General features: G+C 71.4%; 24 protein-coding genes. 10 read left to right on the top strand and 14 right to left on the bottom strand.

The features are described from left to right. Positions 1-199: 199 nt before the first annotated feature. Complete coding sequence (locus AC0NH5_RS28545; protein ID WP_474409675.1) at positions 200-2,152, bottom strand: vWA domain-containing protein; 1,953 nt, start codon at positions 2,150-2,152, stop codon at positions 200-202. Between the two features lie 2 nt (positions 2,153-2,154). Continuing rightward, on the bottom strand, positions 2,155-3,570 hold the full coding sequence (locus AC0NH5_RS28540; protein WP_474409674.1) for a sigma 54-interacting transcriptional regulator: 1,416 nt from the start codon (positions 3,568-3,570) through the stop codon (positions 2,155-2,157). Between the two features lie 113 nt (positions 3,571-3,683). Here AC0NH5_RS28540 and AC0NH5_RS28535 point away from each other — a divergent pair, with 113 nt between their 5' ends. From AC0NH5_RS28535 to AC0NH5_RS28525, 3 genes are read left to right on the top strand one after another with little or no spacing between them, the layout of a single operon-like run. Then, positions 3,684-4,505: a PhzF family phenazine biosynthesis protein gene (locus AC0NH5_RS28535; protein ID WP_474409673.1), complete on the top strand. Its 822-nt coding sequence runs from the start codon at positions 3,684-3,686 to the stop codon at positions 4,503-4,505. Between the two features lie 29 nt (positions 4,506-4,534). Next, entirely contained in the window at positions 4,535-4,966 is a 432-nt protein-coding gene (locus tag AC0NH5_RS28530) for a PPOX class F420-dependent oxidoreductase (protein WP_474409672.1), read from the top strand. A 20-nt stretch (positions 4,967-4,986) separates the two neighbouring features. After that, positions 4,987-6,618 carry an ABC-F family ATP-binding cassette domain-containing protein gene (locus tag AC0NH5_RS28525; RefSeq protein ID WP_474409671.1) on the top strand — a complete coding sequence of 544 codons (1,632 nt, stop codon included), beginning with the start codon at positions 4,987-4,989 and terminating at the stop codon, positions 6,616-6,618. A 9-nt stretch (positions 6,619-6,627) separates the two neighbouring features. Here AC0NH5_RS28525 and AC0NH5_RS28520 read toward each other — a convergent pair whose 3' ends face one another. From AC0NH5_RS28520 to glgA, 3 genes are read right to left on the bottom strand one after another with little or no spacing between them, the layout of a single operon-like run. Next, positions 6,628-7,647, bottom strand: coding sequence for a hypothetical protein (locus AC0NH5_RS28520; protein ID WP_474409670.1), 1,020 nt, complete (start codon positions 7,645-7,647; stop codon positions 6,628-6,630). 51 nt (positions 7,648-7,698) lie between these two features. Further along, a complete protein-coding gene (locus AC0NH5_RS28515) occupies positions 7,699-9,315 on the bottom strand; it encodes a glycoside hydrolase family 10-like protein (protein WP_474409668.1) in 1,617 nt (538 codons plus the stop codon). Continuing rightward, positions 9,312-10,511: a glycogen synthase gene (gene glgA / locus AC0NH5_RS28510; protein ID WP_474409667.1), complete on the bottom strand. Its 1,200-nt coding sequence runs from the start codon at positions 10,509-10,511 to the stop codon at positions 9,312-9,314. The genes AC0NH5_RS28515 and glgA overlap by 4 nt, the downstream gene beginning before the upstream one ends. A gap of 204 nt (positions 10,512-10,715) precedes the next feature. Here glgA and glgC point away from each other — a divergent pair, with 204 nt between their 5' ends. Both glgC and AC0NH5_RS28500 read left to right on the top strand, forming a co-directional pair. Beyond that, positions 10,716-11,948 (top strand): glucose-1-phosphate adenylyltransferase, encoded by a 1,233-nt coding sequence (gene glgC / locus AC0NH5_RS28505; RefSeq protein ID WP_474409666.1) that lies wholly within the window; start codon positions 10,716-10,718, stop codon positions 11,946-11,948. 95 nt (positions 11,949-12,043) lie between these two features. Beyond that, on the top strand, positions 12,044-13,519 hold the full coding sequence (locus AC0NH5_RS28500) for a hypothetical protein (protein ID WP_474409664.1): 1,476 nt from the start codon (positions 12,044-12,046) through the stop codon (positions 13,517-13,519). 326 nt (positions 13,520-13,845) lie between these two features. On the opposite strand, the gene AC0NH5_RS28495 is transcribed toward AC0NH5_RS28500, so the two are convergent. From AC0NH5_RS28495 to AC0NH5_RS28475, 5 genes are all read right to left on the bottom strand, one after another. Next, a complete protein-coding gene (locus tag AC0NH5_RS28495; RefSeq protein ID WP_474409663.1) occupies positions 13,846-14,862 on the bottom strand; it encodes an AraC family transcriptional regulator in 1,017 nt (338 codons plus the stop codon). 9 nt (positions 14,863-14,871) lie between these two features. Further along, entirely contained in the window at positions 14,872-15,255 is a 384-nt protein-coding gene (locus AC0NH5_RS28490) for a phospholipase (protein WP_474409661.1), read from the bottom strand. After that, a complete protein-coding gene (locus AC0NH5_RS28485) occupies positions 15,252-16,646 on the bottom strand; it encodes a DUF4331 domain-containing protein (protein ID WP_474409660.1) in 1,395 nt (464 codons plus the stop codon). Before AC0NH5_RS28485 ends, AC0NH5_RS28490 begins: the two co-directional genes overlap by 4 nt. 20 nt (positions 16,647-16,666) lie before the next feature. Further along, positions 16,667-16,942 carry a hypothetical protein gene (locus AC0NH5_RS28480; protein WP_474409659.1) on the bottom strand — a complete coding sequence of 92 codons (276 nt, stop codon included), beginning with the start codon at positions 16,940-16,942 and terminating at the stop codon, positions 16,667-16,669. Between the two features lie 106 nt (positions 16,943-17,048). Beyond that, complete coding sequence (locus AC0NH5_RS28475; protein ID WP_474409657.1) at positions 17,049-17,975, bottom strand: lytic polysaccharide monooxygenase auxiliary activity family 9 protein; 927 nt, start codon at positions 17,973-17,975, stop codon at positions 17,049-17,051. A gap of 135 nt (positions 17,976-18,110) precedes the next feature. On the opposite strand from AC0NH5_RS28475, the gene AC0NH5_RS28470 reads away from it, so the two are divergent. Both AC0NH5_RS28470 and AC0NH5_RS28465 read left to right on the top strand, forming a co-directional pair. After that, positions 18,111-18,479 (top strand): FKBP-type peptidyl-prolyl cis-trans isomerase, encoded by a 369-nt coding sequence (locus tag AC0NH5_RS28470; protein ID WP_474409655.1) that lies wholly within the window; start codon positions 18,111-18,113, stop codon positions 18,477-18,479. 155 nt (positions 18,480-18,634) lie between these two features. Then, positions 18,635-19,159: a GNAT family N-acetyltransferase gene (locus AC0NH5_RS28465; RefSeq protein WP_474409686.1), complete on the top strand. Its 525-nt coding sequence runs from the start codon at positions 18,635-18,637 to the stop codon at positions 19,157-19,159. A 198-nt stretch (positions 19,160-19,357) separates the two neighbouring features. Here the strand turns inward: AC0NH5_RS28465 and AC0NH5_RS28460 are convergent, their stop codons facing one another. The 3 genes from AC0NH5_RS28460 to AC0NH5_RS28450 form a co-directional block, all read right to left on the bottom strand. Next, the gene (locus AC0NH5_RS28460) at positions 19,358-19,510 is read right to left on the bottom strand and encodes a hypothetical protein (RefSeq protein ID WP_474409654.1); all 153 of its coding nucleotides are present in this window, start codon (positions 19,508-19,510) and stop codon (positions 19,358-19,360) included. Then, entirely contained in the window at positions 19,507-20,406 is a 900-nt protein-coding gene (locus AC0NH5_RS28455; RefSeq protein ID WP_474409652.1) for a hypothetical protein, read from the bottom strand. The genes AC0NH5_RS28460 and AC0NH5_RS28455 overlap by 4 nt, the downstream gene beginning before the upstream one ends. Positions 20,407-20,511: 105 nt before the next feature. Next, positions 20,512-20,721, bottom strand: coding sequence for an RNA-binding S4 domain-containing protein (locus AC0NH5_RS28450; RefSeq protein WP_474409650.1), 210 nt, complete (start codon positions 20,719-20,721; stop codon positions 20,512-20,514). Between the two features lie 75 nt (positions 20,722-20,796). On the opposite strand from AC0NH5_RS28450, the gene AC0NH5_RS28445 reads away from it, so the two are divergent. After that, the gene (locus AC0NH5_RS28445; protein WP_474409649.1) at positions 20,797-21,612 is read left to right on the top strand and encodes a DUF1775 domain-containing protein; all 816 of its coding nucleotides are present in this window, start codon (positions 20,797-20,799) and stop codon (positions 21,610-21,612) included. 317 nt (positions 21,613-21,929) lie between these two features. Here AC0NH5_RS28445 and AC0NH5_RS28440 read toward each other — a convergent pair whose 3' ends face one another. Beyond that, on the bottom strand, positions 21,930-22,874 hold the full coding sequence (locus tag AC0NH5_RS28440; RefSeq protein WP_474409648.1) for an exopolyphosphatase: 945 nt from the start codon (positions 22,872-22,874) through the stop codon (positions 21,930-21,932). Between the two features lie 154 nt (positions 22,875-23,028). On the opposite strand from AC0NH5_RS28440, the gene zwf reads away from it, so the two are divergent. Together zwf and AC0NH5_RS28430 are read left to right on the top strand one after the other, a co-directional pair. Next, the gene (zwf, locus tag AC0NH5_RS28435) at positions 23,029-24,522 is read left to right on the top strand and encodes a glucose-6-phosphate dehydrogenase (RefSeq protein ID WP_474409646.1); all 1,494 of its coding nucleotides are present in this window, start codon (positions 23,029-23,031) and stop codon (positions 24,520-24,522) included. 147 nt (positions 24,523-24,669) lie between these two features. Next, positions 24,670-25,005 carry an STAS domain-containing protein gene (locus tag AC0NH5_RS28430; RefSeq protein ID WP_474409644.1) on the top strand — a complete coding sequence of 112 codons (336 nt, stop codon included), beginning with the start codon at positions 24,670-24,672 and terminating at the stop codon, positions 25,003-25,005. The last annotated feature ends 34 nt before the right edge of the window (positions 25,006-25,039 follow it).

Below are 25,039 nucleotides of genomic sequence, written 5' to 3'. Positions count from 1 at the left end.
CGGAACGCACCCCAACTTCACACACAACAAAGCCCAGCGTGGGGACTTACGGCGCGGAACGCACCCCAACTTCACACACAACAAAGCCCAGCGTGGGGACTTACGGCGCGGAACGCACCCCAACTTCACACGCGACAAAGCGCAGCGTGGGGAGTTGGGGTGCGGAACGCACCCGAACTCCCCACGCTGTGAGGGTTGGTCAGCGGCGGCCGCGGCGGGCCCGGACGTAGTCGTCGATGACGTAGCGACCCAGGTCTCCCGGCTCGGGGCTGAAGACCCGGCCGCCGTTGCGCTGGGCGACGGCGCCGACGAAGCGGCGCAGGCCGGGGTCCTCGCCGAGCATGAAGACGTTCAGCGTTGCGCCGTACCGCGTCAGCTGGTCCACCTCGCGTACCGTCGCTCGGACGGTCTCGTCCAGCGGAGGCCACCAGAAAACTGCCTCGCCGTCGTCCTCCAGATGCGCGGTCGGCTCGCCGTCGGTGACGATCAGCACCACCGGCTCGGCGCCGGGGTGCCGGTGCACGTGCCGGCCGGCCAGCTTGAGGGCGTGCTGGAGATTCGTGCCCTTCTCCACGGTGGGCTCGATCGCGGCCAGCTCACCCTGGGAGAGGTTCTGCGCGTACTTCCCGAAGCCGATGATCTGCAGCGCATCCTGCGGATATTTCGTCGCCACCAGGTGGGACAGGGCCAGGGCCGTCTGTTTCATCGGGCCCCAGCGACCGTCGGCGTACATCGAGTAGGACAGGTCGACGCAGAGCGCCACCGCCGCGGACGCGCGCCGTTCCGTCTCGGCGACCTCGAAGTCGTCGGGTGCGAGGCGAACCGGAAGAGTCCGGACGTCCCGCGACGCGGCCCGGCGGCGGACCGCGTTGCCGATGGTGCGCACCACGTCGAGGGGCTGGTCGTCGCCGAACTCCCAGCGGCGGGACGAGCCGATCAGGTCACCGGCCGCGCCGGCGTCCCGCATGTCGTGCTCACCGCGTTTGCCGGCGACGTCGTTGAAGATCTGCGACAACGCGGTCCGGCCGAGCCGGCGCAGCGCCTTCGGCGACAGCGTGAGCCCTTCGGCGTCGCGCTGCACCCACCCCTGCCGGCGCAGCTCGCGTTCCAGCTCGCGCAACCGGCGCAGATCGTCGGCCGGGCCCCGGCCGAGCTGGCGTTCCACCGACTCGACGTCGACGTCGTCGAGGGTGGCGCCGGGATGCTCCTGGCCGAGCTGGTCGATCAGCTCGTCGAGGTCGGCGATCTCGCCGAGCGCCTCGGCCGCCTGGCCGTACCCCAGGTCGGCGGGGCCGCGCATCCGTTCGCCGCGTCCCCACTCCAGGTTGGGGCGCAGCGCGCGGAGGTTGTCGCTGAGCTCGGCGAGCTGCCCACGCAACGGGCCGTCGCCGAGGGCCTGCTGCATCAGGCCTTCCAGCTCCTCGCGCTGCTGAGGGCTGAGCGAGCGCATCAGCCGTTCCGCCGCGGCGGCCTGGCGGGCCAGGGAGTCGATCAGCTCGTCGACGTTGCTCGGATCGTCCGGGAAGAACCGGCCGTGCTTGGCCATGAAATCCCGGAACGCGTCGTCGGTGTCCTCGCCGCGGGCGTGGCGTTCGAGCAGCTCGTTGAGGTCGGTGAGCATCGCCGAGACGTCGGCGAAGTCGCCCTGCTGCAGCGCCTGTTTCATGCCGGCGAAGCGTTGCGAGACCACCTCCTGCCGGAGCCCTTCGAGAATCTGCTGATAGATCGAGCGGGCCTCGTCGGACGCCCACTGATAGTCGGAGAGCTCGGAGACCGCCTGCGAGACCGACCGGGGCAGGTTGTCCAGGACCGCCTCGTTGAAGCGGGCGGCGTCGTCGTCGCGGGCGGTCAGCGCGTCCCGCTCGGCGGCGAGCGCCTGGTCGAGCATCTGCCGGGCACGGGTGACCGCGCCGTCCAGATTGCCGCGGCGCATGGCCTCGCGCCGCAGCCGCCGGGCCCGCTCCCGCAACGACTCCAGCCCGCGGCCGTCGCGCGGGCCGCGGCGGATGAGGTCGCGCAGCGCGTCGCGCAGGCTGTCGCCGGCGAGCACCCGCTCCCCCATCTCGTCGACGGCGCCGCGGACGTCGTAGGGCGGGGCGAGCGGATCGGGCCCGTCCCGCCACGCGCCGTACCGGAAAGTGTTGCCGGCCATGGTCAGCTCCCGTAGAGGGTGCGTCCGTCGTCGGTCAGCTCCTTGGCCAGCCGGCGGGTCAGGTGCAGCCCTTCCAGGACGAACTCGATGCCCGACGCCGCCTGCCCGGGGCTCGGCGCGTCGCCGAGACCCAGCCGGTCCAGGACCTTGGCCAGACCCGGCACCGTGCCGATCTGAGCGAGCAGTTCCTCGGCGCTGACCAGATCACCGGTCTCGATGATGGCGCCCTCGGCGACCAGATCGGTGAACCCGGACAGGTCCAGGCCGGTCAGCCGGGCCCGGAACGTCTCCGCGGTCGCCACCCGCAGCAGGTGCGCCAGGACCTCGGTCTCCCGGCCCTCCTCGCCGCTCTCGAACTCCACCTTGCCGCGCAGCGTCGAGGTGACCGAGACGGTGTCGCAGACCCGCGCCACCGCTTCCCGTTCGCCGCGCAGCCCGGCCCGGCGCAGCGCGGACGCGGCCACCGTCTCGGCCGCGGCGATCGCGAACCGAGCCGACACCCCGGAGCGGGCGTCCACCGACGGCGACTCGCGGACCGCCCGGGTGTAGCGGGCGAGCACGTCGAGCAGGTGCTCCGGCACGGCCGCCACCAGGGCCGCCTCCTGCCGGATCAGCGCGGTCTCCAGCTCCAGGTCGACCGGGTAGTGGGTGCGGATCTCGGCGCCGAACCGGTCCTTGAGCGGGGTGATGATGCGGCCGCGGTTGGTGTAGTCCTCCGGGTTCGCGGACGCCACCAGCAGCAGGTCGAGCGGCAGCCGCAGCTGGTAGCCGCGGACCTGGATGTCCCGCTCCTCCAGCACGTTGAGCAGCGACACCTGGATGCGCTCGGCCAGGTCGGGCAGCTCGTTGACCGCGAAGATGCCGCGGTTGGTCCGCGGGACGAGACCGAAGTGGATGGTGTCGGGGTCGCCCAGGGCGCGGCCCTCGGCCACCTTGATCGGGTCCACGTCGCCGATCAGGTCGCCGACGCTGGTGTCCGGCGTGGCCAGCTTCTCCCCGTACCGCTCGGAGCGGTGCAGCCAGGAGACCGGCAGGAGATCGCCGGCCTCGTCGGCCAGCCGCCGGGCGGCGGGGGTGAGTGGGTGGTACGGATGTTCGTGCAGCTCGGAACCGGTGATGAACGGGGTCCACTCGTCGAGCAGCCCGGCGAGCGCCCGGATCAGGCGGGTCTTGCCCTGACCCCGCTCGCCCAGCAACACCATGTCGTGGCCGGCGAGCAGGGCCCGCTCGACCTCGGGAAGGACGGTTTCGTCATACCCCACGATGCCGGGGAAGCGCGGCTCGCCCGCGCCCAGCTTGTGGAGCAGGTTGCCGCGCAGCTCCTCCTTGACGGTGCGGAACTCGTGCCCGGAGGCACGCAGCTCGCCCAGGGTGCGCGGCAGGTCGGCGGGTGGAATGGGTGTGATCGCCTCTGTCACCGAACGAACGCTACTCCGCACCTGTGACAAACCACGATTGTGCGGGCGGACACATCCAGACCCGCGGGATTGGCTCTGGCTCGCGGCGGTTGCCGCGCGGCACGCTTCTGCCCATGACGGAGATTCAGCGGTACGCGGCATTCACGGCCGACCCGGCCGGTGGCAACCCGGCCGGGGTGGTCCTGGACGCGTCCGGTCTCGACGACGCCGGCATGCTGGCGATCGCGGCCGGCCTAGGTTATTCGGAGACGGCGTTCGTGACCGGGCGGCCCGAGGGCGGAAAGTATCGGGTGCGGTATTTCAGCCCGCTCGCCGAGGTGCCGTTCTGCGGGCACGCGACGGTGGCCACGGCCGCCGCGCTCGGCCCCGGTGACCACGTCTTCGAGACCAACGCCGGCACCGTGCCGGTCGCCGTCGACGAGGCCGGCGTGGCGACGCTGACCAGCGTGCCGCCGGGTGTCGCCGCGCTCCCGGACGCGGACCTGACCGAGTTGCTCGACGCGCTGCGGTGGTCCACCGGTGATCTGGACGCGGGGCTTCCGCCCCGGGTGGCGTACGCGGGGGCGTACCACCCGATCCTCGCGGTGACCAGCCGCAAGCGTCTCGCCGAGCTGGACTACGACGTGCCGGCGCTGAAAGCGCTGATGACGGCGCGGGGCTGGACCACCGTGCAGCTCGTCTTCCGGGCCGGCGAGGCGGAGTTCGACGTGCGCAACCCGTTCCCGGTCGGCGGGGTCTACGAGGATCCGGCGACCGGCGCGGCCGCGGCGGCGTTCGGTGGTTACCTGCGGGAGCTGGGCCTGGTGCCGGACGATGCGACGCTGCTGCTGCGCCAGGGCGACGACCTGGGCCGGCCGAGCCGCATCACGGTCCGGCTCGTCCCCGGCTCCCCCGGTGTCCGGGTCAGCGGGGCAGCCGTCCCGATCTCGGAATAACCCACCCGGCCGGGGGACTTGCCAGGGACATGACGACAACCCAGTTCGACCCGCGCACGCTGCTCGCGGAGAGCCGGCTCGGTGTGCTCGCCACCATCAAGGCGGACGGGCGCCCGCAGCTCTCCCCGGTGACCCCGTACTACGACCGGAAGAACGACGTCATCTACGTCTCCATGGTGGAGGGCCGCGCGAAGACCGCGAACCTGCGCCGTGATCCGCGCGGCGCCCTGGAGGTGACCAGCGCCGACGGCTGGTCGTGGGCGACCGCCGAGGGCACCGCGACGCTGATCGGGCCGGGGACCGACCCGGACGGCCCGGAGGTGGAGGCGCTGGTCGAGTACTACCGGGCGGCGGCCGGCGAGCACCCGGACTGGGCGGAGTACCGCTCGGTGATGGTCGCCGACCGGCGGGTGCTGCTGCGACTGAACGTCGACCACGTCTACGGAGCCAGCATCCGCTGACGGCCTAGGATGGCGTCCTGATGAGCGCCACGATGATCGCCCGGGAACTCGCCGCTGGGCACGGCGACCGCCTTCTCTTCTCCGCACTGGACCTGGTGGTCGCGCCGGGCGACGTGGTCGGGCTGGTGGGGGCGAACGGGGCGGGCAAGACGACGCTGCTCCGTACCCTCGCCGGTTTGATCCCGGCCGAGAGCGGAAGCGTCTCGCTCAGCCCGCCCACCGCCAACGTCGGCCATCTGCCGCAGGAGCGGGAGCGGCGCGCGGGCGAGTCGGTGCGGGACTTCCTGGCGCGGCGCACCGGGGTGGCGGCCGCGCAGGCGGCGATGGACTCGGCGGCCGAAGAGCTGGCGGAGGGCGCCGCGGGGGCCGACGACCGGTACGCGGCGGCCCTCGAACGCTGGCTCGACCTGGGCGGCGCCGACCTGGAGGAGCGGGCCGAGCAGGCGGCCGGGCAACTCGGGCTGACCGGCATCCTCGACCTGCCGATGACCGCCCTCTCCGGTGGCCAGGCAGCCCGCGCCGGGATGGCGTCGCTGCTGCTCAGCCGCTACGACCTGTACCTGCTGGACGAGCCGACCAACGACCTGGACCTGGCCGGCCTGGCGCAGCTGGAGGGCTTCGTGACGGGGCTGCGGGCCGGCGCGGTGGTGGTCAGCCACGACCGGGAGTTCCTGACCCGGACGGTGACCAAGGTGCTCGAACTGGACCTGGCGCAGCAGCAGGTGAACCTCTACGGCGGTGGGTACGCGAGTTACCTCGAAGAACGCGAGCGGGCCCGGGCGCACGCGCGCGAGCAGTTCGAGGAGTACGCGGACAAGAAGGACGATCTGCTGGAACGGGCGCGCACGCAGCGCGCCTGGATGGAGAAGGGCGTCCGCAACGCCCGGCGCAAGGCCACCGACAACGACAAGTTCGTGAAGGCGTTCCGCGGCGAGACCAGCGAGAAGCAGGCGGCCAAGGCGCGCCAGACGGAGCGCCTCATCGAGCGGCTCGAGGTCGTGGAGGAGCCCCGCAAGGAGTGGGAGCTGCGCATGGAGATCGCGGCGGCGCCCCGCGCGGGCGCGGTGGTGGCCACCCTTCGCGACGCTGTGGTACGCCGTGGCGACTTCACGCTCGGCCCGGTGACCCTGCAGGTCGACTGGGCGGACCGGGTCGCGATCACCGGCGCGAACGGGTCCGGCAAGTCGACGCTGCTGGCCGCGCTGCTGGGCCGGGTCGAGCTCGACGAGGGCGACCGGCACCTCGGCCCGGGAGTGGTGGTCGGCGAGGTGGACCAGGCCCGCGGGCTGTTCCTGGGGCCGGACCCGCTGGTCGCGGCGTTCGGCGCGGCGGTGCCCGCACTCAGCGACGCCGACGTGCGCACGCTGCTCGCCAAGTTCGGGCTGAAGGCGGCGCACGTGCTGCGCCCGGCGGAGTCGCTGTCGCCGGGCGAGCGGACCCGCGCGGCTCTGGCGCTGCTCCAGGCGCGCGGCGTGAACCTGCTGGTCCTGGACGAGCCGACGAACCACCTGGACCTGGTGGCGATCGAGCAGCTGGAGTCGGCGCTGGCCGGTTACACCGGGACGCTGCTGCTGGTCACCCACGACCGGCGGATGCTGGAGGCGGTGCACACCGACCGGCGCCTCGAGGTCGCCGACGGCAAGGTCACCTGACCGCGGCGGTCACTGCGGTGGCTTGATCCGGCCGGCCCAGGCGGCCGCCTCCGCGGGCGGCAGCTCGGCGGTCACCGTGAGCTCCGGTCTCATCAGCGGGTAGACGCGACCGGCGTTCCAGGTCCGGGCGTACGGCGCCGGGTCGATGACGATGACCCGGGTGTCGCCGAGCATCGGGATGTCGGCCGGGCGGCCCTCGTTCCAGATCCAGTCGCCGGCGTGGTCGGCCAGGTTGAAGGTGCCGCGCAGCCCCTGCGCGGGCTGCGGCTCCCCGTCGGTGGCGGCGGCGATCTCCACGGCGGTGGGGCGCTCGCCCGGCAGTCCCACCGGGCCGCCGATCAGCGCGGCGGCGAGCAGGGTGTGCAGCTGGAAGTTGTCGCCGATGCCGCTGATCGTGACCCGGAAGGCGCGGCCCGAGGCGCGGTGCACGACGATCAGCGGTTCGTCGTCGAGGACCAGCAGGATGCCGTGCAGCCAGCCGGCCGCGTCGACGGTGTCGGCCACCTCGGCGGCGGCCATGACCAGGCGGGCCCGGTCACCGGTGCCGAGGGCGGCCCGGAACTCCTTGCGCTGCGCCAGGAAGAGCACCGGCTGGGCCCACTCGTTCGCGGTGAACCAGGCCTCCACGAGGTCCCGGTCACCGGTGAAGCGCTCCAGCACGCCGGGGATCGCCGGCTGGAACTCCGGGCTGGGCACGTCGCCGTGCGCCGCCGAGTATTCCTCGTGGAACCGGGCCGCCTGCTCCAGGACGACGGCCGCCCGCGGGACGAGGATCGGCGCGACCACGGTCGGGTCGGTGCCGTAGTCGGCCATGCTGCCGGTCAGCTGGGCCAGGTCGCCGCCCATCCCGGCCGGGATCCGCTCGACGACCGGCAGCAGTTTCTCGACCGCCGCCTGGACCTGCTCGGGCTTGGCGCGCCGGGTCGCCTGCGGCAGCTTCTGCACGGCCTTGTAGTAGCCGTCCTGATCGTTGCTCTGCAGCGCGGCGACGATCTGGTCGGCAACCTTGCCGGGATCGGTACGAAACATGGCGCGCATCGTAGCGATGATCAGGGTCCAGTTGTCACGCCGGTGCCGTCGTCAGGAGCCGGTCGTGGTGAACGGGGCGCTGATCGGGCCCTCGTTGCCGGAGCGGTCCAGGGCGCTCAGGCAGTACGTGGCAGTGCCCGACGGCGGGGACGGGTCCGTGACGGCGGCGCCGGCCCGGCCTGTCGACACGAGGGCGGCGGCGTCCGCGCCCGTACGATAAAGGGCCCAGCTGGTGAACCCGCCTCCCGCGGCCGTCTCGATGACGACGGACCCGTCGCCGGCCCGGGAAGCGCCGGTGATGCGCGGCGCCGCGGGCGGCGAAGCCGGCAGGCCGGCCGTTCGGGGCAGCAGCGCGGGAGCCGCGTAATGCTTCGCCCGATAGCGGGCGACCGAGCCGAGGCGGTTCGCGCGGATCTGCTTGGCGCTGAAGTGGACCTGGCCATGGACGCCGAACCGGTCGTTGAGCTGCATCTGCTTGTCGAGCTGGGCGGGGTCGCTCCAGTCGCCCTTCTCCCCGACCCGGTAATCGGCCATGCCGATGTAGAGCTGCACGCCGGTGTCCTTGACGGTCTCCACCCACCACGGCAGCGTCTTGGCGTAGTCGGCCTTGTCGAAGCCGATGGTCCAGTACAGCTGCGGGACGATGTAATCGAGCCAGCCCTCGCGCACCCAGCGGCGGGTGTCGGCGTAGATCGCGCTGTAACTCTCCAGCCCGCTGGTGTCGGAGCCCTCGCCGCCGTTGCGCCAGATGCCGAACGGGCTGATGCCGAACTTCACCCACGGCTTGACCTGCTTGATCCGCTCGTCCATCTCCCGGACCAGCGTGTTCACGTTCTCCCGGCGCCAGTCCGCCTTCGACTTCCCGGCGCCGTGCTTCGCGTAGGAAGCCTGGTCCGGGAAGTCCTCACCCTTCTCCGGGTACGGGTAGAAGAAGTCGTCGAAGTGGACGCCGTCGACGTCGTACCGCTGGACCGCCTCCAGCATCGAGTCCTCGACGAACTTGCGCGCCTCCGGGATGCCCGGATCGAAGTAGAGCCGGCTGTTCTTGCCGGTGGGATAGGCGATCCGCCACTCCGGGTGCAGTCGCAGCGGGTGGGTCGGCGCCAGCTTGGTCAGGTCGGCGCCGGCGCCGGACGGCGCGGGCTGGGTCCCCCGGTACGGGTTGAACCAGGCGTGGAACTCCAGGTTCCGCTTGTGCGCCTCGTCGACCATGAACGCCATCGGGTCCCACCCCGGATCCGAGCCGTCCAGCTTGCCGGTCAGCCAGTTCGACCACGGCGCGTACTTCGAGGGCCAGAACGCGTCGCCGCTCGGCCGCACGTGCACGAAGATCGCGTTGTGCCGCTGGGCGACCGCCAGGTCCAGCCACTGGAGGTACTCGGACTTCACCTGCGCCTGGGGCAGCCCCGGCCGGCTCGGCCAGTCGATGTTGTAGACCGTGGTCAGCCACATGCCGCGCAGTTCCCGGGCGGCCCGCACCGGCTGCGTGCCGCACTGCCCGGTGGCGGCCGGCGCCGGCGCCGGAACCGCGGGGACCGCGGTGGCGTTGACCGCCGCCGGCTCGAAGAACGCCGCCCGGACCAGGCCGATCCCGAGCACCGCCACCGCGAACAGCACCACGGCGAGCAGGAGGGCCACCCGGACGGGCGGCTTGCGAAGCGAAGTCACCGCACCGACCGGTAGACCTCGAGGGTGTCCTCGGCGATGCGCGACCAGCTGAAGTGTTCCACCGCGCGGCGGCGCCCGGCCCGGCCCATCTGCTCGGCGAGCTGCGGGTCGCGCAGCACCCGGGTCAGCGTGGCGGACAGGTCGGCAACGAACTTCTCCGGGTGCACCGGCGTGCCCGTACCGTCCTCCACCTGCTCGACCGGCACGAGCAGGCCGGTCTCACCGTCGGCGACCACCTCCGGGATGCCGCCGGTCGCGGTGGCGACCACCGCGGTCTCGCAGGCCATCGCCTCCAGGTTGACGATGCCCATCGGCTCGTAGATCGACGGGCAGACGAAGACGGTGGCGTGCGTGAGGACCTGGATGACCTCCTGCTTGGGCAGCATCTCCTGCACCCAGATCACGCCCTGGGGGTCGCGGGCCTCCCGCAGCGCGCGGGCCAGCTCCTCCACCTCCGCGGCGATCTCCGGGGTGTCCGGCGCGCCCGCGAGCAGGATCACCTGAGCCTCGGCGGGCAGGTCGTGGCAGGCCCGCATGAGGTAGGGCAGGCCCTTCTGCCGGGTGATCCGGCCGACGAACACCACGCTGGGCCGGTTGCGGTCGATGCCGAGCCGGTCGACCACGTCGGTGCCGCGGTCCGGCTGGTAGAGCTCGGTGTCGATGCCGTTGTAGACCACGTGCACCTTGCTCGGGTTGACCGTCGGATAGGCCTTGAGCACGTCCCGGCGCATGCCGCCGGAGACCGCGATGATCGCGTCGGCGTGCTCGATCGCGGTCCGCTCGCAGAACGACGACAGCGCGTACCCACCGCCGAGCTGCTCGGCCTTCCACGGGCGCAGCGGCTCCAGGCTGTGCGTGGTCACCACGTGCGGAACGCCGTGCAGCAGCTTCGCGGTGTGGCCGGCGAAGTTCGCGTACCAGGTGTGGCTGTGCACGACGTCGGCGCCGGCGCACCCGGCGGCCATCGCCAGGTTCACGCCCATCGTGCGCAGAGCGGCGTTGGCGCCGGCCAGCTCGGCCGGTTCGGGGTACGCCGTGACACCGGGCTCGTCGCGCTCGGCACCGAAGCAGTGCACCCGCACGTCGGCCAGCCCGCGCAGGTCACGGGCCAGGTATTCGAGGTGGACCCCGGCGCCCCCGTACACCTCCGGCGGGTACTCGCGGGTGATCAGGTCGGCGCGCAGCAACTCGGTCACGGTTCGCAGGATAGCCCGCACCGGATTGTTTTGGTCCGGGGCGCGGTGCTCAAGATCACCTACGCCGGTCCGGGCCGCCCGCGCGGCACTTCAGCAGGCGGATGGGGACGCGCGCCCGGAGCAAGATGCTTGCAGCCTGAGCAAGAATTTTCGAACCGCCCTTTCGGGTGGCGAACGGGCGGCGGTCACATTAGCGTCCTTGCCATGGCTGTCAAGGTGCTTGCGATTGTTCTGGCTGGTGGAGAAGGCAAGCGCCTGATGCCCTTGACGGCGGACCGCGCCAAACCGGGTGTGCCCTTCGGCGGCATCTACCGCATGATCGATTTCGTGCTGTCCAACCTCGCCAACGCGGGGTACCTGAAGATCGTCGTGCTGACGCAGTACAAGTCGCACTCCCTCGACCGGCACATCTCCAAGACGTGGCGGATGTCGACCCTGCTCGGCAACTACGTCACGCCGGTCCCGGCCCAGCAGCGCCTCGGCCCGCGCTGGTTCGCCGGCTCCGCCGACGCGATCTACCAGAGCCTCAACCTGATCAACGACGAGGCCCCGGACTACGTGATCGTCTTCGGCGCCGACCACATCTACCGGATGGACCCGAAACAGATGGTCCAGGACCACATCGCCTCGGGCGCCGCGGTGACCGTGGCCGGCATCCGCCAGCCGCTGTCGCTGGCCGACCAGTTCGGCGTGATCGAGGTCGGCCCGGACGGCAAGAAGATCCAGGCCTTCCGCGAGAAGCCCCGCGACGCCGTCGGCCTGGCCGACGCGCCGGACGAGGTCTACGCGTCGATGGGCAACTACGTCTTCACCACCCGGGCGCTCTGCGAGGCGGTCAGCGCCGACGCGCAGAACCCGGACAGCAAGCACGACATGGGCGGCAACATCATCCCGATGCTCGTCGAGCGCGGCGAGGCGAACGTCTACGACTTCCGCGACAACGACGTGCCCGGCAGCACCGACCGCGACCGGGGATACTGGCGCGACGTGGGGACACTGGACTCGTTCTACGAGGCCCACATGGACCTGATCGCCACCCTGCCGATCTTCAACCTCTACAACCACGACTGGCCGATCTTCACCAACTACGGCTCCTGGCCGCCGGCCAAGTTCGTGCACGGCTACGACGACCGTCAGGGCCGCGCCCTCGACTCGATGATCTCCCCCGGCGTGGTCGTGTCCGGCGCCCTCGTCGAACGCTCGGTGATCTCCCCGAACGTGCGGGTGAACTCGTGGGCCCACGTCGACGGCGCGGTCATCATGGAGGGCGTCTCGGTCGGCCGCCGCGCGGTGATCCGCAACGCCATCATCGACAAGAACGTGATCATCCCGGAGGGCGCGCAGATCGGCGTCGACCTGGACCGGGACCGCAAGCTCTACACGGTCAGCGACAACGGTGTGGTCGTGATCGGCAAGGGCCAGCGGATCGAGCTGTAAGCCGTCCGGGGTGGGTCACCCGATGGGCGCATTGACGATCGCCACTGCCTTTTCCTAGGCTTGGCGCCGTCAGCTGCGACGATAGGCGGATCCGCATGTTCACCGCGCCGCCCTTCCCGGACGATCCGACGACCGCCACCCGGCACCTGTGCGCGGGCGCCTACCTCGACGAGGCGTTCCGTGACGTTGCGCTGAGTGAGGTCTACCATCGGCCGGGCCGGGCCGTGGCCCTGTCCCTCGGGTTCTCGCTCACCCCTGTCCTCGCGCACTGCCTGCGGTCACGCAACGCGTCGCTGGTCCGCGACGCGGCCGTCACGGCAATCCTGCTGGGGTCACTCTGCGTTGCGCCGCGGGCGTTGCTCTACGCGGTCGTGCTCGCGGTGCTGGTGCACGCCGTTGTCGTCCGGACGACACGCGCCCTGGTCCTCGCGGTCGCTGTCGCCCTTTTCGGGTCGGCCGCCTTTTTCGGGCCGGCCACTGTCCGGGCCGACGCGGCTGCCGCCTTCGGGTCGCCGCCCGTCGACCTCGGTGGGCTGCTGATCGTGGCCGGGCTGCTCACCTGCGCGGCCACCTGGACCCTGTGGCGGCAGGCCCAGCTGGAACGCTTCCGCCCCGGCCGCACCCCCGCCGCGCCGGCGCAGAACCAGCGGCTGCGCGACATCGAGCTGCTGCAGTACGGGAACACGGTGGTCTACGCCGGATATCAGCCGTTCGTCGGCGCCGGCCGCGTCGTGGACAGCTGGGGTTTCGCCCAGCCGCTCGGCGGCTCCCCGTCGTCCGCCGCCGCACCCCCGGCCTCTTCTTCCTCCTTCGACGCCTCCTCCTCCTTCGACGCCTCCTCCTTCGACGCCGCAGAGCTGGTCGCTCACCTGCAATGGCATCTCGGGGCGTTGGTCGGCGGCCCCGGAACCGTCACCGAGGAGACCATCGCCGGCATGACCGTCACCGACCGGGTCCACCTGGCCGGCACCGAGGTGGGCCACCTCGACCCGATCACCCCGCCCGGCATGGTCGCCGACATCATCCGCCGCCCCACCGCGCCCGCCCGCCACCACCTCGCCTGCCAGGTGCCCTCCTGGGGCGGCGAGGTCGTCACCACCGTCCACATCCACGCCTCCGTCCAGGGCGGCGCGCTCTATCTCGAGGTCACCACCACCGCGCTGACGCCCTGCCCGGAGGCCTACCGCATCGTCGACCTCCCTGACGGCGCCGGCCCGCACGCCTGGGTACGCGCCCTCCGCCACGCCGCCACCGGCTTCCCCGCCTACACCTCCCGCGCGCCGCTCAACCTGGTCCGCGCGGTCGCCGAAACCTTCTTCCCGGACCGTCAGGCCTTCACCCGGGCCGAACCCGACCGCAAACTCCGGCTCGGCCTCGACCACGGCGCGCGCGTCTCGGTGCGCGAGATCCCCGTGCCGGTGACCGATCCGGCTCACTACCCCGACATCGCCAAACACCAGCGCCTGATCGAACGCCGCGTCCTCGAGTCGGTCATCACCTTCCTCGACGCCAAAGGCCTCGACACCACGATCTGCCGCGCCAGCGCCGCCGCCCGCCTCACCCCCGCATAATCTCGGCGCTGCCATCAGGTGGAGGCGTCGATCGGGCATGCCTCCAAGTCCGAGGCTGCGGATCATGCGTGGACGCCGGCCCGCCCCGCCCAGCCGGCAACGGCGCAGCTTCCCAGCCCAAGAATCATGCGTGAACGCCAGGCGAGCGCGCGGCGGTCCGAAACCCACGCACGCGACCGACGCGGCGCGGAACAGCATTCCGCGCGAGGCGGATCAGCGGGCCGCGAGGCGGAACAGCGGGCCGCGAGGCGGATCAGCGGGCCGCGCGAGGTCTGACAGCGCACGGCGCCAGGCGGGACAGCGGCCGGTGCGAGGTGACGGCGGGGTCAGTCCGGGCCGGAGCGGAGAGTCTGCGAAGGAGACTCCCCGAAGCGCTGACGATAGGCACCGGCGAACCGGCCAAGGTGGGTGAAGCCCCACCGGTAGGCGACCTCGCTGACGCTGACCTGCCCGGAATCCGAGCGGGCGAGTTCGGCATGCACGCCGTCGAGGCGGAGCCGCCGCAGATAGGTGAGCGGCGGCATGCCCACGTGCTGGCGGAAGGACTCCTGAAGGACGCGGACGCCGACGCCCGCGATCTGGGCAAGATCGCCGACGGTGTAGGGGCGCCAAGGCTCGGCGTGCATGACGTCGAGGGCGCGTTTCACGGTGCGCGGGCGGTGCGGGCCCTGCAGTCCGGCGGGCTCCTCGCCGTAGGGGTGTTCGACGGTCAGGGCCAGCCCGCTGACCACCATGTCACGCCAGCGGGCGGCCATCCGGGGGCGGCTGGCCAGCCCGTCGGGGCCGCGGAGCTCGGTGAGCAGGAGACGGACCAGGGCGGCCCAGGTGCGGCCCGGGCCGTCGACCAGGTCGAAGCTGGCGCCGAGCGGGAGCGGGGAGACGACCCGCTGGTCGAGGGCGGCGTCCAGCTCGCGTTCCAGGGCGCCGCGTTCCACCTTGACGCTGAGCAGGCGGCAGCTGCCGGGCCAGTCCAGTTCGATGTCGCCGCTGGGCCGGTACACCGCGGCGCGGGTCGGGTCGGCGAGCACGACCGCGCCGCGGTGCCGGGACTTCAGCATGCCGGTGAGGGGGACGAGCACGTGGTACGCCGTCTCCAGGGCACCGATGGTGACGCGGATGTCGGTGCCGTACCCCACCTCGCCCAGCGTGATCGGGCCGAGCAGCACCACGTCGGCGGAGAACTGGAACTGCCGAGGGTCACCGACCGGCTCGATCCGCAGGGGCCCGTAATAGAGCTTGCGGCAGAAGGCCCGCGCCTCCTCCACGTCGGTGGTGCGCAGTCCGACGTGGACCGGGATGTCCGCGCCCGGCGTGACCGGAGCGCGGTTCTGGCCGCCTGCCATGGCCTCACACTAGACCGAAACGAGACCCCGTCCGGGAATCGCGTCGACCGGCCAGGTGAACTCGGTGACCGCGCCGCCACGCACGTCCACCTCGGCCAACGGCTCGGCGCCGTCCTGCCAGAGCAGGTAACGGCCCGCCGGGAGCGCGTCGAGGACCACACTGAAGGTGACCCCACCACGGACATAACGGGCACGAACCGCGGCATGCGTACGATGCTCGGGCGCCCCGGCCGGGCTGACCTCGATCTCGTGGCCGTGCCACTGGCCATCAGTGTGGATGATCAGCGCGCCGATCCCGCCGCCGATGTTGAGCATCACGGTGCCCTGACCGGACGGCGCCAGCGTGTGGTGGTGATGGGGGTGGCCGTGACCGTGGCTGTGCGCGTGGGTCACGACGGGTTCCCGAAGCCGTCGAACGGGGTGCCGAGGTACGGGAACTTCTTCAGCAGCTTGCGGCTGGAGTCCTTGATGCTGAGCCCCTGCTCGACCAGCGCCGCCGCCGCGTCCGGCTCGAAGTCGGCGTTCACCAGCGGCACGGTGGCCCCGGCGATGGCCCGCAGCGAGATGGAGACCACGTCGTCGGCGATGCGCCGGCCGTTCGGGAACCCGGCCACGTCGCCGCCGACCACGCCGAACTTGTTCTCCTTCTCGGCCGGCGGGATCGCCGTGTTGAGCCGCAGCATGTCCGCCTGCAGCTCACCGGTGTTGTTCTGGAAGCCGTCGATCAGCCCGTCCGGGATGCCGGTGAGCAGGATCGCCAGCAGGTCGGCGCGCGGCTCCTCGGTCTCGTTGAGCGCGGCCAGGTTGTCGAACAGCCCGGGGTAGAGCGCCGGCAGCAGTGCGCCCAGCTCCGGCGTGGCGACGAACTCGGCGAACCGCTTGTCCTCGCTCGGCGGCAGGCTGTTCCACCGGTCCTTCTGCGCCATCGGCACGATGACCTCGTTGAACAGCGGGTTGCCGAGCCGGGAGACCTGCACCGGCGGGCCGACCACCACGTCGCCGGCCTTGCCGTCGCCGTTGCGGACCTCGACCTGGCGGCGGCTCGCCGACGTCCACACGCCGATGACCGCGCCGGGGTCGCGCCCGCGCACCCGCTTCTTGCCGTCGCGGCGCACCATGTGCACCGGCACCTGGATGGCGATGCTGTGCACGTTGGTCTTGTCGGTCGCGTTGACCGCCTTGCCGGCGTAGTTGAACAGGTTCTGGCCGACCAGGTGCTTGTCCTGGAACGGGCGGAGCGTACCCAGGTCGAAGATCGATCCCAGGTCCACGAAGAAGGCGTCGGCGCGCTGGCCGGCGAAGACCTTCTCGCCGGTCTTCAGCTTGTGTACGGCGTCGGCCGCCAGCTTCTCGTAGTCGGGGATCGAGAGCGGGCCGACGTTGCACGGCGGGCAGGGCAGGTTCTTGGCCAGGACGGTGCTCTTGCCGGAGCCGTCGACCCTGGTCACCGAGTAGAACTGGCGACGGTTCCAGTTCTCGCTGTCCAGCGACTCGATCGGGCCGGTGTTGTAGAGGAACGTCCGGTCGTTGCGCAGCTCGGTGCGGAACCGGAACTGGTAGGTGACGTCGGGGCGGGCGTCACCGTTGGCGTCGACGTGGATCTCGTACAGCACGTCGTCGCCGAACTCGAAGAAGTTCGGGCCGCTCGCCGGCAGCTGCAACGGCACGTAGTTGGCGATCAGGGTGACCGTGTCCGGGTCGTCGGGGCTGACGAACGCGTACAGGTCGGAACTGTCCGCGACCGGATCTTTGCTGATCTCCGGCGCTTCGCGATGTGAGGACATTGTCGTGTTCTCCTACGAGGTCAGCGGCCGGCGGCCTTGATCAGGCTCGCGACGAGCTTCTTGTCGGTGATCGTCTTCAGCTTGTCGCCGGAGAAGACGTCGATCGTGCCCTTCGCGGCGTCGCGGATGGAGACGACGAGCGGGGACCCGTCGCCGGCAGCCTCGGTGCCTTCACCGGCGAGGCTCAGCCCGGCCACCGAGACCGCGGACACGCCGACACCGGTCGCGGCGAGGGCGAGCACCTTGCGGCGGGACAGCCACTGACGTCCCTGGGCACGGTAACGAACACGACTCATGCTTGGCCTTTCGTCGTCTGTTGGGGGCCGGACAGGCGGTGCATCGTCGACGCCCGTCAGTACGAGATCCACACTCGCGTGGTTCAACGGATTTTTCGGAATCGGCTCACTGCCCGCGGCGCCGGCGCAGCCGCTGAACGCCCGTCGCGGCGATGACCAGGGCAATCGTTGTGAGCGCTCCCACAATGAGCCAGTGCCCGAAAGTGACCGTTCCGTCCACGGCCGGATCCTGAGCTGAGGTGAGCACTGCGCCGGCGGTGGTCTCCGCGGGCTCAGGCGTGCCGGCCGGCTCTTCCGAGGGCGCCGCGACCGGCTCGGTGGTCGCTGTCGCAGCCTTGGTGGTCGCCGGGGCCGGCTTCGTGGTCACCGTCGCAGCCCTCGTGGTCGCCGCGGGTGCCGGCTTCCTGGCCTCGGCCGCCGGGAAGACGAGGTCGGAGCAGGAGTAGTAGGTGTCCGGCGTGCTGCTGGTCTGCCACACCACATAGAGCAGTTGCCGCCCGCTCCGCCGGGGCAGATTCACCTTCATCCGGTACGCGCCATCGCGCAACGGCGGGTCGACGATCTCGGCGATCGGTTTCGCCCCGAGGTCGTCCCAGCCGAGCTTCTCCGCCGGGGACCAACCCGGACGGGTGAGATAGATGCGGAACACCCCCTCGTGCGGGATGGTGCCGCGGTACGACACGGACAGGCGCTGCCCGGACCGCACCTTCGTCGCCGGGAAGTCGTCACGGGGGAGGTCGAGCCCCCGGTACGCCTCCAGTCCGGCGCTGCACAGCTGCCCGTCCGGCACCCGGGACCGGTCGTTGCCGTCCACATCCGCCAGGCGCACGTTGTCGTACGCGCCGAGAAACCCGCCGGTGGCCCGCAGCGCGGCCTTGCAGACGGCCGTCCCGCGTTCGGTGCCGTTGCCGGCACAGGCCGCGGACCGGCTGATCGGCGTCACCGGGGCGCCGTGGGCGAGGGCCGGGGTGGGCAGCGCGGGCACGGCGGCGACGGCGAGCAGGCCCAGGACGGCGAGGCGGCGGACGAACATCGGATCTCCCGGGTACGGCACGGCGTCACCGGGAGTCCCCCGGCCACCCGTGGGTACGTACTTGCGGCACCGAGCGTTCAGCGGCCACGCAGCTGTGATTGCATGGCCGGGTCCGGTAAGAACTATGGAGGATTCATGAACAAGCCCGATGTCGGTCCGATCCCCGACGCCCCCGCCAGCGAACTGCTGATCGAGGACATCGTCGAGGGCGACGGCCAGGAGGCGAAGTCCGGCGACTACGTCAGCGTCCACTACGTGGGTGTCGCCCAGTCCACGGGCAAGGAGTTCGACGCCTCCTACAACCGGGGCGAGGCGTTCGGTTTCCGGGTCGGCGGCCAGCAGGTCATCGCCGGCTGGGACCAGGGCGTGGCCGGCATGAAGGTGGGCGGCCGCCGCCGTCTCGTCATCCCGCCGCACCTGGGTTACGGCGCGCGCGGCGCGGCCGGCGCCATCAAGCCCAACGAGACCCTGATCTTCGTGGTGGACCTGCTCCAGGTGCACTGACGGCCGGTGCACTGACCTGCCACTCGACGGCCCGTCCCGACCCGGGGCGGGCCGTCCGCATTTCCGGGCGCGCCGACTGGGACAGGCCCTCCGCGTCCCGGCGCCTGCCCGGCGCGACGGGCGGCCTCTTAGCATGCGGTGTGAGCACTGTGCGCATGGTGGTGACCGCGGACCTGACGCCGGCCGAGCGGGTCACGCTGCGGAATCTGATGGACGAAGCGTTCGACGGTGATTTCGGCGACGAGGACTGGGATCACGCGCTGGGCGGGCTGCACTTCCTGATCGACGAGGGTACGGCGCCGGTCGCGCACGCGGCGGTGGTGCAGCGCCGGTTCCTGCACGAGGGCCGGTCACTGCGCTGCGGGTACGTGGAGGCAGTCGCGGTGCACCCGGACCGGCAGCGGCGCGGGCTGGGCGCGGCGGTGATGGCCGCGGCGGAACGGGTCATCGACGGCGGCTTCCACCTGGGTGCGCTGTCGGCGTCGGGGGCCGGGCGCGCCCTCTATCTGGCGCGCGGATGGACGCCGTGGCAGGGGCCGACGGCGGTGCTGGTGCCCTCCGGGGTGACCCGGACCGAAGAGGACGACGACAGCACCTTCGTCCGCGAGGTGCCCGGCGGGCCGCGGCTGCGGACTGCCGGCGAGCTGATCTGCGACTGGCGCGACGGCGACGTCTGGTGACCCGCGTGTGAAGTTGCGGGCCGAACTTCACACACGGCTCCCGGCTGGCCAGGAGGCGGGTGCGAACGTGCGGCCGGCGGACAAGGTGCGTGTGAAGTTGCGGCTCATATACGGGCCGAACTTCACACACTGCTTGTGGCGCTGAGGGCGGGTGTGGTGGGGGCCGGCGCCGCGGACGTCCCCGCGGCGCCGGCCGGTTCAGCGCGGCGGGTCGCCGCGGTAGCGGGTGCGGGCGCGCGCGCCGGTGAGGCGGGCCCGGCAGAACGGGCGCACCGGAACGGGCTGTTCGCCACCGCCGGCCGCGCCGCCGGAGTCCGGGTCGAACTCGAACGGGTCGTCGAACGGGGTCATCCGGCGCTCCGCAGGGCGGCGCAGCCGGACTCGTCGGGCAGCAGCGGGCGGAACATCACCCGGTACTGCTTGCCGCCGGACACCCACGGCGTCTGCTGGTTGGCCTTCTCGGCGGCGGCCCAGACGGCGTCCTTCTGCTCGCCGCTCACCGCTACGCACCGGGTGTCGACGTTCGGGTTCAGCACCTCGCCGGGCAGCGCGGGGCCGGGCCACGGGGTGGGCTTGCCCGCCAGGCCGTCGCCGGGGTCGGTCCACGGGGTGGCGAGCGCGGCGACCTCGTCCGGACGGTACGCCGTGGGCGCGGGCAGGCCGTCGGTGGTCGGCAGCGAGGTGAGCCGCTCGACGAACGCCGCCAGCTTCTTGCGGGCGTCCTTCTGCCGGGTGGTCAGCAGCGGGTCGTCGGCCTGCGCCTCGCGCAGCGCGACCGCCTCGACGATCTGCGTGCCGCCGTCGGTGACCACGGTGATCCGGGTGCTGGGCGCGTCGGCCACGCCGGGCGAACCCAGGTCGGCGCCGTTGCTCACGCCCGCCGCCAGGGCCTCGGCGGTCAGCTCCTCGACGACGGCCGGCGCGATCTGCTGCAGCTGGAGGTTGGGCAGCGCCGGGCCGGGCGCGATCAGCGGCACCGGACCGTCGGTGATCACGCGGCCGTCGGCGTAGACCGAGACGATCGGCAGACGGCCCACCAGATAGTCGGGCGGGACGAAGCCACCGCGATATTCGACACGGATGACCGCGTCCGAGCCGTAGCCGGTCGAGCCGCGCCCGGTCACCGGACTGCTGCTGGTACTGCCGGCGGCTCCCGCGTCGAGGCCGGTGCCGGGCTGGGCGCAGGCGCCGAGAAGAATGGGGATGGCTGCTGCGGCGGCGGTCAGGAGGCCGCGAGTTCGGGTCATGATGGGTACGACGACCGGGCCGCTCCCCCGGTTCCGACGTGTCCGGACTTTCCCGTCGAAGGTGTTACGGCAAGACGCGCACCACCGCGCGCGACGCGTGCGGGGTCACGGCACTACGCGGGCGCTGCGGCCGAGCACCTGCACCACGTCGCCGGGGTGCAGCTGACGGCCGCGGCGGGTGTCCACCTCGCCGTTGACCGTCACGTCTCCCGAGGCGATGAGGATCTTGCCCTCTCCCCCGGTCTCGATGAGGTCGGCGAGCTTGAGGAACTGGCCCAGCCGGATCATGTCGCCGTCGATCGGCACGTCGCGCATGCGCACATCATTCCTGGATCGGAAAACTTCTGCGACTCGTTGAACCTTCGGGACCCGTGATCCGAACTACATGTCGTGAGGCATCTGGGGATGGCCCGCCGCGCGGGCGTGCTGGCCGCTGTGACCGCTGCCGTCGTGCTTCCCACGGCCGGCCCGGCCGCGGCGGACGTGACGGTGAATCCGGCGAGCGCCGCGCAGGGCAGCGGAGAGAATCTGTACTTCCGCGTGCCCAACGAGGGCACCGCGGCGGTCAAGGAGGTGACCCTGCGGATCCCGGCGGACGCCCCGATCCCCGAGGTCTATCCGCTGTCGGTGGACGACTGGGCCCCCAAGATCGAGTGGCGGGACCTGAACACCCCGATCCAGCCGATCCACGGCTCGTCGCCGGTCACCAAGGTGCCGAGCGCCATCACCTGGCTGTCCGTGGGCAAAGCGCTCGCGCCGGGCCAGGCCGCGGAACTGCCCATCGCGGCCGGGCCGATGCCGTTGCTCAGTTCGATGCGGTTCACCATCGACGTGAAGTACGCGGACGGCACCTCCGCCGCGCCGGAGACGGCGACGGTCACGCTGACCCCGTCGAACGGCGCTCCGGCCGGCGGGCATCATGGCGGGACCACCACGGCCGGCGGTGAGCTCAGCCCCGCCGAGCAGGCCGCGTTCCGCGAGCTCGCGGAGGACGCGCAGGCCGGGCCGTCGCTCGCGGCGATGTCCGGCTGGGTGGTCGCGGCGCTGGCGCTGCTCGGCGCCGGCTGGGTGCTGCTGCGCAACCGGCACCGCGCCGAGGAGACGGAGCCGGACGACGCTCCCGAGGAGGACACCGCCGAGTCCGAGAAGGAGCCGGTCACCGCCGGCACCGGCGGCGACCACAGCAAATGGGCCTACAAGGGCTGACGTACAGACTCCCGAGCAGGCCGGGTCCTGCGGGGAAACCTCACGCGGGTGGGCGTGAGGACGTCGTGGCAAGGCGCGTGGGGCGCTCGGCCACGACCGGCGGGTGGGGCCCCGGGCAAGGCCCATGATCCGCGCGTCGTGCGGACGGGGAGGCAACTCCCCGTCCGCACGCACTCATCGCACAAACCAGTGTGTGAAGTTGAGGCGCGATACGCACCCGAACTTCACACGCAAGAAGGCACCAGGCAGGCGGGCAGGCAGGCACGCGAGCTTGGGTGTGAAGTTGGGGTGCGTATCGCACCCGAACTTCACACGCGTCAGACGGGGACTACGCGTTCGGTTCGCAGGGCGTCGATGATCTCGTGTTCGACCCGCTCGGTCTCGTCGTGCGGGACCTGGCAGGTGCCGGCCGCGAGGTGCCCGCCCCCGCCGTAGCGCAGCATCACCTCGCCGATGTCCACCGGTGAGGTGCGGTCCAGGATCGACTTGCCGCAGGCGAAGACGGTGTTCAGCTTCTGCCGGCCCCAGATGATGTGCACCGAGACGCGGGCCTCGGGGAACAGCGCGTAGACCATGAACCGGTTGCCGGCCTCGATGACCTCCTCGTCGCGCAGGTCCACGACGACCACGTCACCGTCGAGCCGGCAGACCCGGTGCAGCTGCTCCACGAACCGGGTCGAGCACTCGTGGTACAGCTGGGAGCGTTCGGCGACGTCCGGCAGGGCCAGGATGTCGTGCACGTCCTGGAGCTCGATGCAGGCGTCGATCAGCTGCATCATCAGCTGGTAGTTGGAGATCCGGAAGTTGCGGAACCGGCCCAGTCCGGTGCGGCTGTCCATCAGGAAGTTGAGCAGCGTCCAGCCGGTCGGGCTGAGGATGTCGGTCAACGAGTAGTCCGCCGAGTCGGCCTGGTCCACGGCGCGCATCAGGTCGTCGGAGACCTGCGGGAAGCGCTGCTTGCCGCCGAAGTGCTCGTAGATCACCCGGGCCGCGGACGGCGCGTCACCCACGATGATGTGGTTGTCGCGGTCGCCGGCGTTGCGCAGCGTCTCCGAGTGGTGGTGGTCGAAGACGAGGTGGGCCCGGGCGTCGTACGGCAGGTTGGTCAGGATGTCGCGGTCGGTGATGTCGACGACGCCGTCCTGGACGTCCTTCGGGTGCACGAACAGGATCGTGTCGGCGTCGATCATGTCCAGGTGGCGCAGCAGCACGGCACACACGAGACCGTCGAAGTCGCTACGGGTCACGAGCCGGTACTTCACGTGGTCCCCCTCGGTTGCCAGACCTTTGCGCCCATTTTGCCACTTTTTTCGCGTACGCCCGCCCGTGTTCGCCACCACGTGATGAACCCTCGAGGGCCCGCGCTGCGTAAGGTTCAGACGGACGGCATCGATCCGGTCGGAGGACACGCAGAAGATGGACCACGCACCTCAGCTCATCCAGGAGCGCAGCGCCCCGCCAGCCACGCTGGTGATCTTCGGCGCCTCCGGTGACCTGACCCGGCGCAAGCTGCTGCCGGCGGTCGAGAGCCTGGCCCGGCACAACCGGCTGCCGGACCAGTTCGCGCTGGTGGGTGTCGCACGGACGCCGATGAGCGACGAGCAGTTCGCGGACAGCGCCCTGGGCAACCGCAGTCTCGCCGAGAAGCGCCAGCTGCAGGGCGGCGTGCGGTACGTCGCCGGCGGTTACGACGACCCGGAGACCTACAAGCGGCTCGCCGAGACCCTCGACGAGCTGGACGCCCAGCGCGGCACGTCCGGCAACCGGCTGTTCTATCTCTCCACCCCGGCGGGCGCGTTCGAGCCGGTGATCAACGGGCTGGCCGGCGCGGGCCTCAACGTCGCGCGGGAGGGCTCCTTCTCCCGGCTGGTCATCGAGAAGCCGTACGGGCGGGACCTGGCCACGGCACGCGAGCTGGACGCCGTCGTGCACGGCGCGTTCGACGAGCCGCAGGTCTTCCGGATCGACCACTACCTGGGCAAGGACACCGTGCAGAACGTCCTGGCCCTGCGCTTCGCCAACTCGATCTTCCAGCCGATCTGGGACCGTTCCTGGGTCGATCACGTGCAGATCACGGTGGCCGAGACGCTCGGCGTCGGCACCCGGGGCGGCTTCTACGAGAACGCCGGCGCGATGCGCGACATCGTGCAGAACCACGTGCTCCAGGTGCTCGCGCTCGCGCTGATGGAGCCGCCCGCCTCGTTCGGCGCCGAGGGTCTGCGCAACGAGAAGGTGAAGCTTCTCCAGGCGATCCGGCTGCCCACCGACCGGGACATCGCCGACGCGGCGGTGCGCGGTCAGTACACCCGGGGCGGCACCCGCGACGAGCTGATGGCCGGTTACCGCGAGGAGGTCGGCGTCGACCCGCTGTCGCGGACCGAGACGTACGCGGCGATGCGGCTGAACGTGGACAACTGGCGGTGGGCGGGGGTGCCGTTCTACGTGCGCACCGGCAAGCGGCTGCCGGCCCGCCTCACCGAGGTGGCGCTGCAGTTCCAGCGGCCGCCGCACCTGCCGATCCCGACCGACCAGCTGACCGGCCTGGACGCCGACGCGCTGATCCTGCGGATCCAGCCCAACGAGGGCATCTCGCTGCGCTTCGGCGCCAAGGTGCCGGGTCACTCGTTCCGGGTGCGGACGGCCAGCATGGAATTCTCGTACGACGGCACGTTCGCCGAGGAGTCGCCGGAGGCGTACGAGCGGTTGCTCCTCGACGCGCTGATCGGCGACGCGTCGCTGTTCATCCGCAGCGACGAGGTGGAGCAGTGCTGGCGGATCGTGGACCCGATCATCGAACACTGGGACCGGGACAATTCGCCGATCCCGACGTACGAGGCGGCGTCCTGGGGCCCGACCGACGCCGACCGGCTGATCGGCCGGCACGGCCGCAAGTGGCGCAACGCCGGCTGACGCCGCTCCCCCGGCACGGCCGCGGTGGTGCAACGCCACTGCGGCCCGGACCGGAAAGTGACCTGATCTCACGACTACTGCAGGGTTGGCCGGGCTCGCTTAGGGTTGATGACAAGCCCGCCCAGCCCCCTGGAAAGAAACACGCCTATGCAGGTCTCGGTCGCCCACCATCCACCGAACACAGCCGTCCTCGTCCTGCGCGGATCTCTCGACATCGACACCGCGCCCGCACTCAAGGCCAACATCGGCCGCCTGGTCGAGCGTTCCTCGCCGCGTGTCGTGGTGGACGTCTCCGGCCTCGACTTCTGTGACTCGATGGGGGTCGGCGTGCTGGTCACCGCGCACGGCCGGGCCACCGAGCGGGGTGGCTGGGTGCGCCTGGCCGCGCCGTCGCGCTTCCTGAGACGCCTTTTCGAGACGCTCGGGCTCAGCGATTACCTGCCGATGTTCCCGGACGTCGCCACGGCGCTCAAGGAAGACTGACCCGGCAGCTCCGCCCGGCGGCCGCGCCGCCGGG

This window comes from Actinoplanes sp. 13 (assembly GCF_056134165.1).
The sequence above is the reverse complement of the archived record's forward strand: the minus strand, read 5'-3'. Positions and strand labels throughout refer to the sequence as shown.

What these genes read in the sequence shown, in the direction of transcription:
- AC0NH5_RS28545 (WP_474409675.1), bottom strand. Translation starts at nt 2,152, where the DNA reads ATGGCCGGCAACACTTTCCGGTACGGCGCGTGGCGGGACGGGCCCGAT.
- AC0NH5_RS28535 (WP_474409673.1), top strand. Translation starts at nt 3,684, where the DNA reads ATGACGGAGATTCAGCGGTACGCGGCATTCACGGCCGACCCGGCCGGT.
- AC0NH5_RS28530 (WP_474409672.1), top strand. Translation starts at nt 4,535, where the DNA reads ATGACGACAACCCAGTTCGACCCGCGCACGCTGCTCGCGGAGAGCCGG.
- AC0NH5_RS28525 (WP_474409671.1), top strand. Translation starts at nt 4,987, where the DNA reads ATGAGCGCCACGATGATCGCCCGGGAACTCGCCGCTGGGCACGGCGAC.
- AC0NH5_RS28520 (WP_474409670.1), bottom strand. Translation starts at nt 7,647, where the DNA reads ATGTTTCGTACCGATCCCGGCAAGGTTGCCGACCAGATCGTCGCCGCG.
- glgC (WP_474409666.1), top strand. Translation starts at nt 10,716, where the DNA reads ATGGCTGTCAAGGTGCTTGCGATTGTTCTGGCTGGTGGAGAAGGCAAG.
- AC0NH5_RS28500 (WP_474409664.1), top strand. Translation starts at nt 12,044, where the DNA reads ATGTTCACCGCGCCGCCCTTCCCGGACGATCCGACGACCGCCACCCGG.
- AC0NH5_RS28495 (WP_474409663.1), bottom strand. Translation starts at nt 14,862, where the DNA reads ATGGCAGGCGGCCAGAACCGCGCTCCGGTCACGCCGGGCGCGGACATC.
- AC0NH5_RS28485 (WP_474409660.1), bottom strand. Translation starts at nt 16,646, where the DNA reads ATGTCCTCACATCGCGAAGCGCCGGAGATCAGCAAAGATCCGGTCGCG.
- AC0NH5_RS28480 (WP_474409659.1), bottom strand. Translation starts at nt 16,942, where the DNA reads ATGAGTCGTGTTCGTTACCGTGCCCAGGGACGTCAGTGGCTGTCCCGC.
- AC0NH5_RS28475 (WP_474409657.1), bottom strand. Translation starts at nt 17,975, where the DNA reads ATGTTCGTCCGCCGCCTCGCCGTCCTGGGCCTGCTCGCCGTCGCCGCC.
- AC0NH5_RS28470 (WP_474409655.1), top strand. Translation starts at nt 18,111, where the DNA reads ATGAACAAGCCCGATGTCGGTCCGATCCCCGACGCCCCCGCCAGCGAA.
- AC0NH5_RS28465 (WP_474409686.1), top strand. Translation starts at nt 18,635, where the DNA reads ATGGTGGTGACCGCGGACCTGACGCCGGCCGAGCGGGTCACGCTGCGG.
- AC0NH5_RS28460 (WP_474409654.1), bottom strand. Translation starts at nt 19,510, where the DNA reads ATGACCCCGTTCGACGACCCGTTCGAGTTCGACCCGGACTCCGGCGGC.
- AC0NH5_RS28455 (WP_474409652.1), bottom strand. Translation starts at nt 20,406, where the DNA reads ATGACCCGAACTCGCGGCCTCCTGACCGCCGCCGCAGCAGCCATCCCC.
- AC0NH5_RS28450 (WP_474409650.1), bottom strand. Translation starts at nt 20,721, where the DNA reads ATGCGCGACGTGCCGATCGACGGCGACATGATCCGGCTGGGCCAGTTC.
- zwf (WP_474409646.1), top strand. Translation starts at nt 23,029, where the DNA reads ATGGACCACGCACCTCAGCTCATCCAGGAGCGCAGCGCCCCGCCAGCC.
- AC0NH5_RS28430 (WP_474409644.1), top strand. Translation starts at nt 24,670, where the DNA reads ATGCAGGTCTCGGTCGCCCACCATCCACCGAACACAGCCGTCCTCGTC.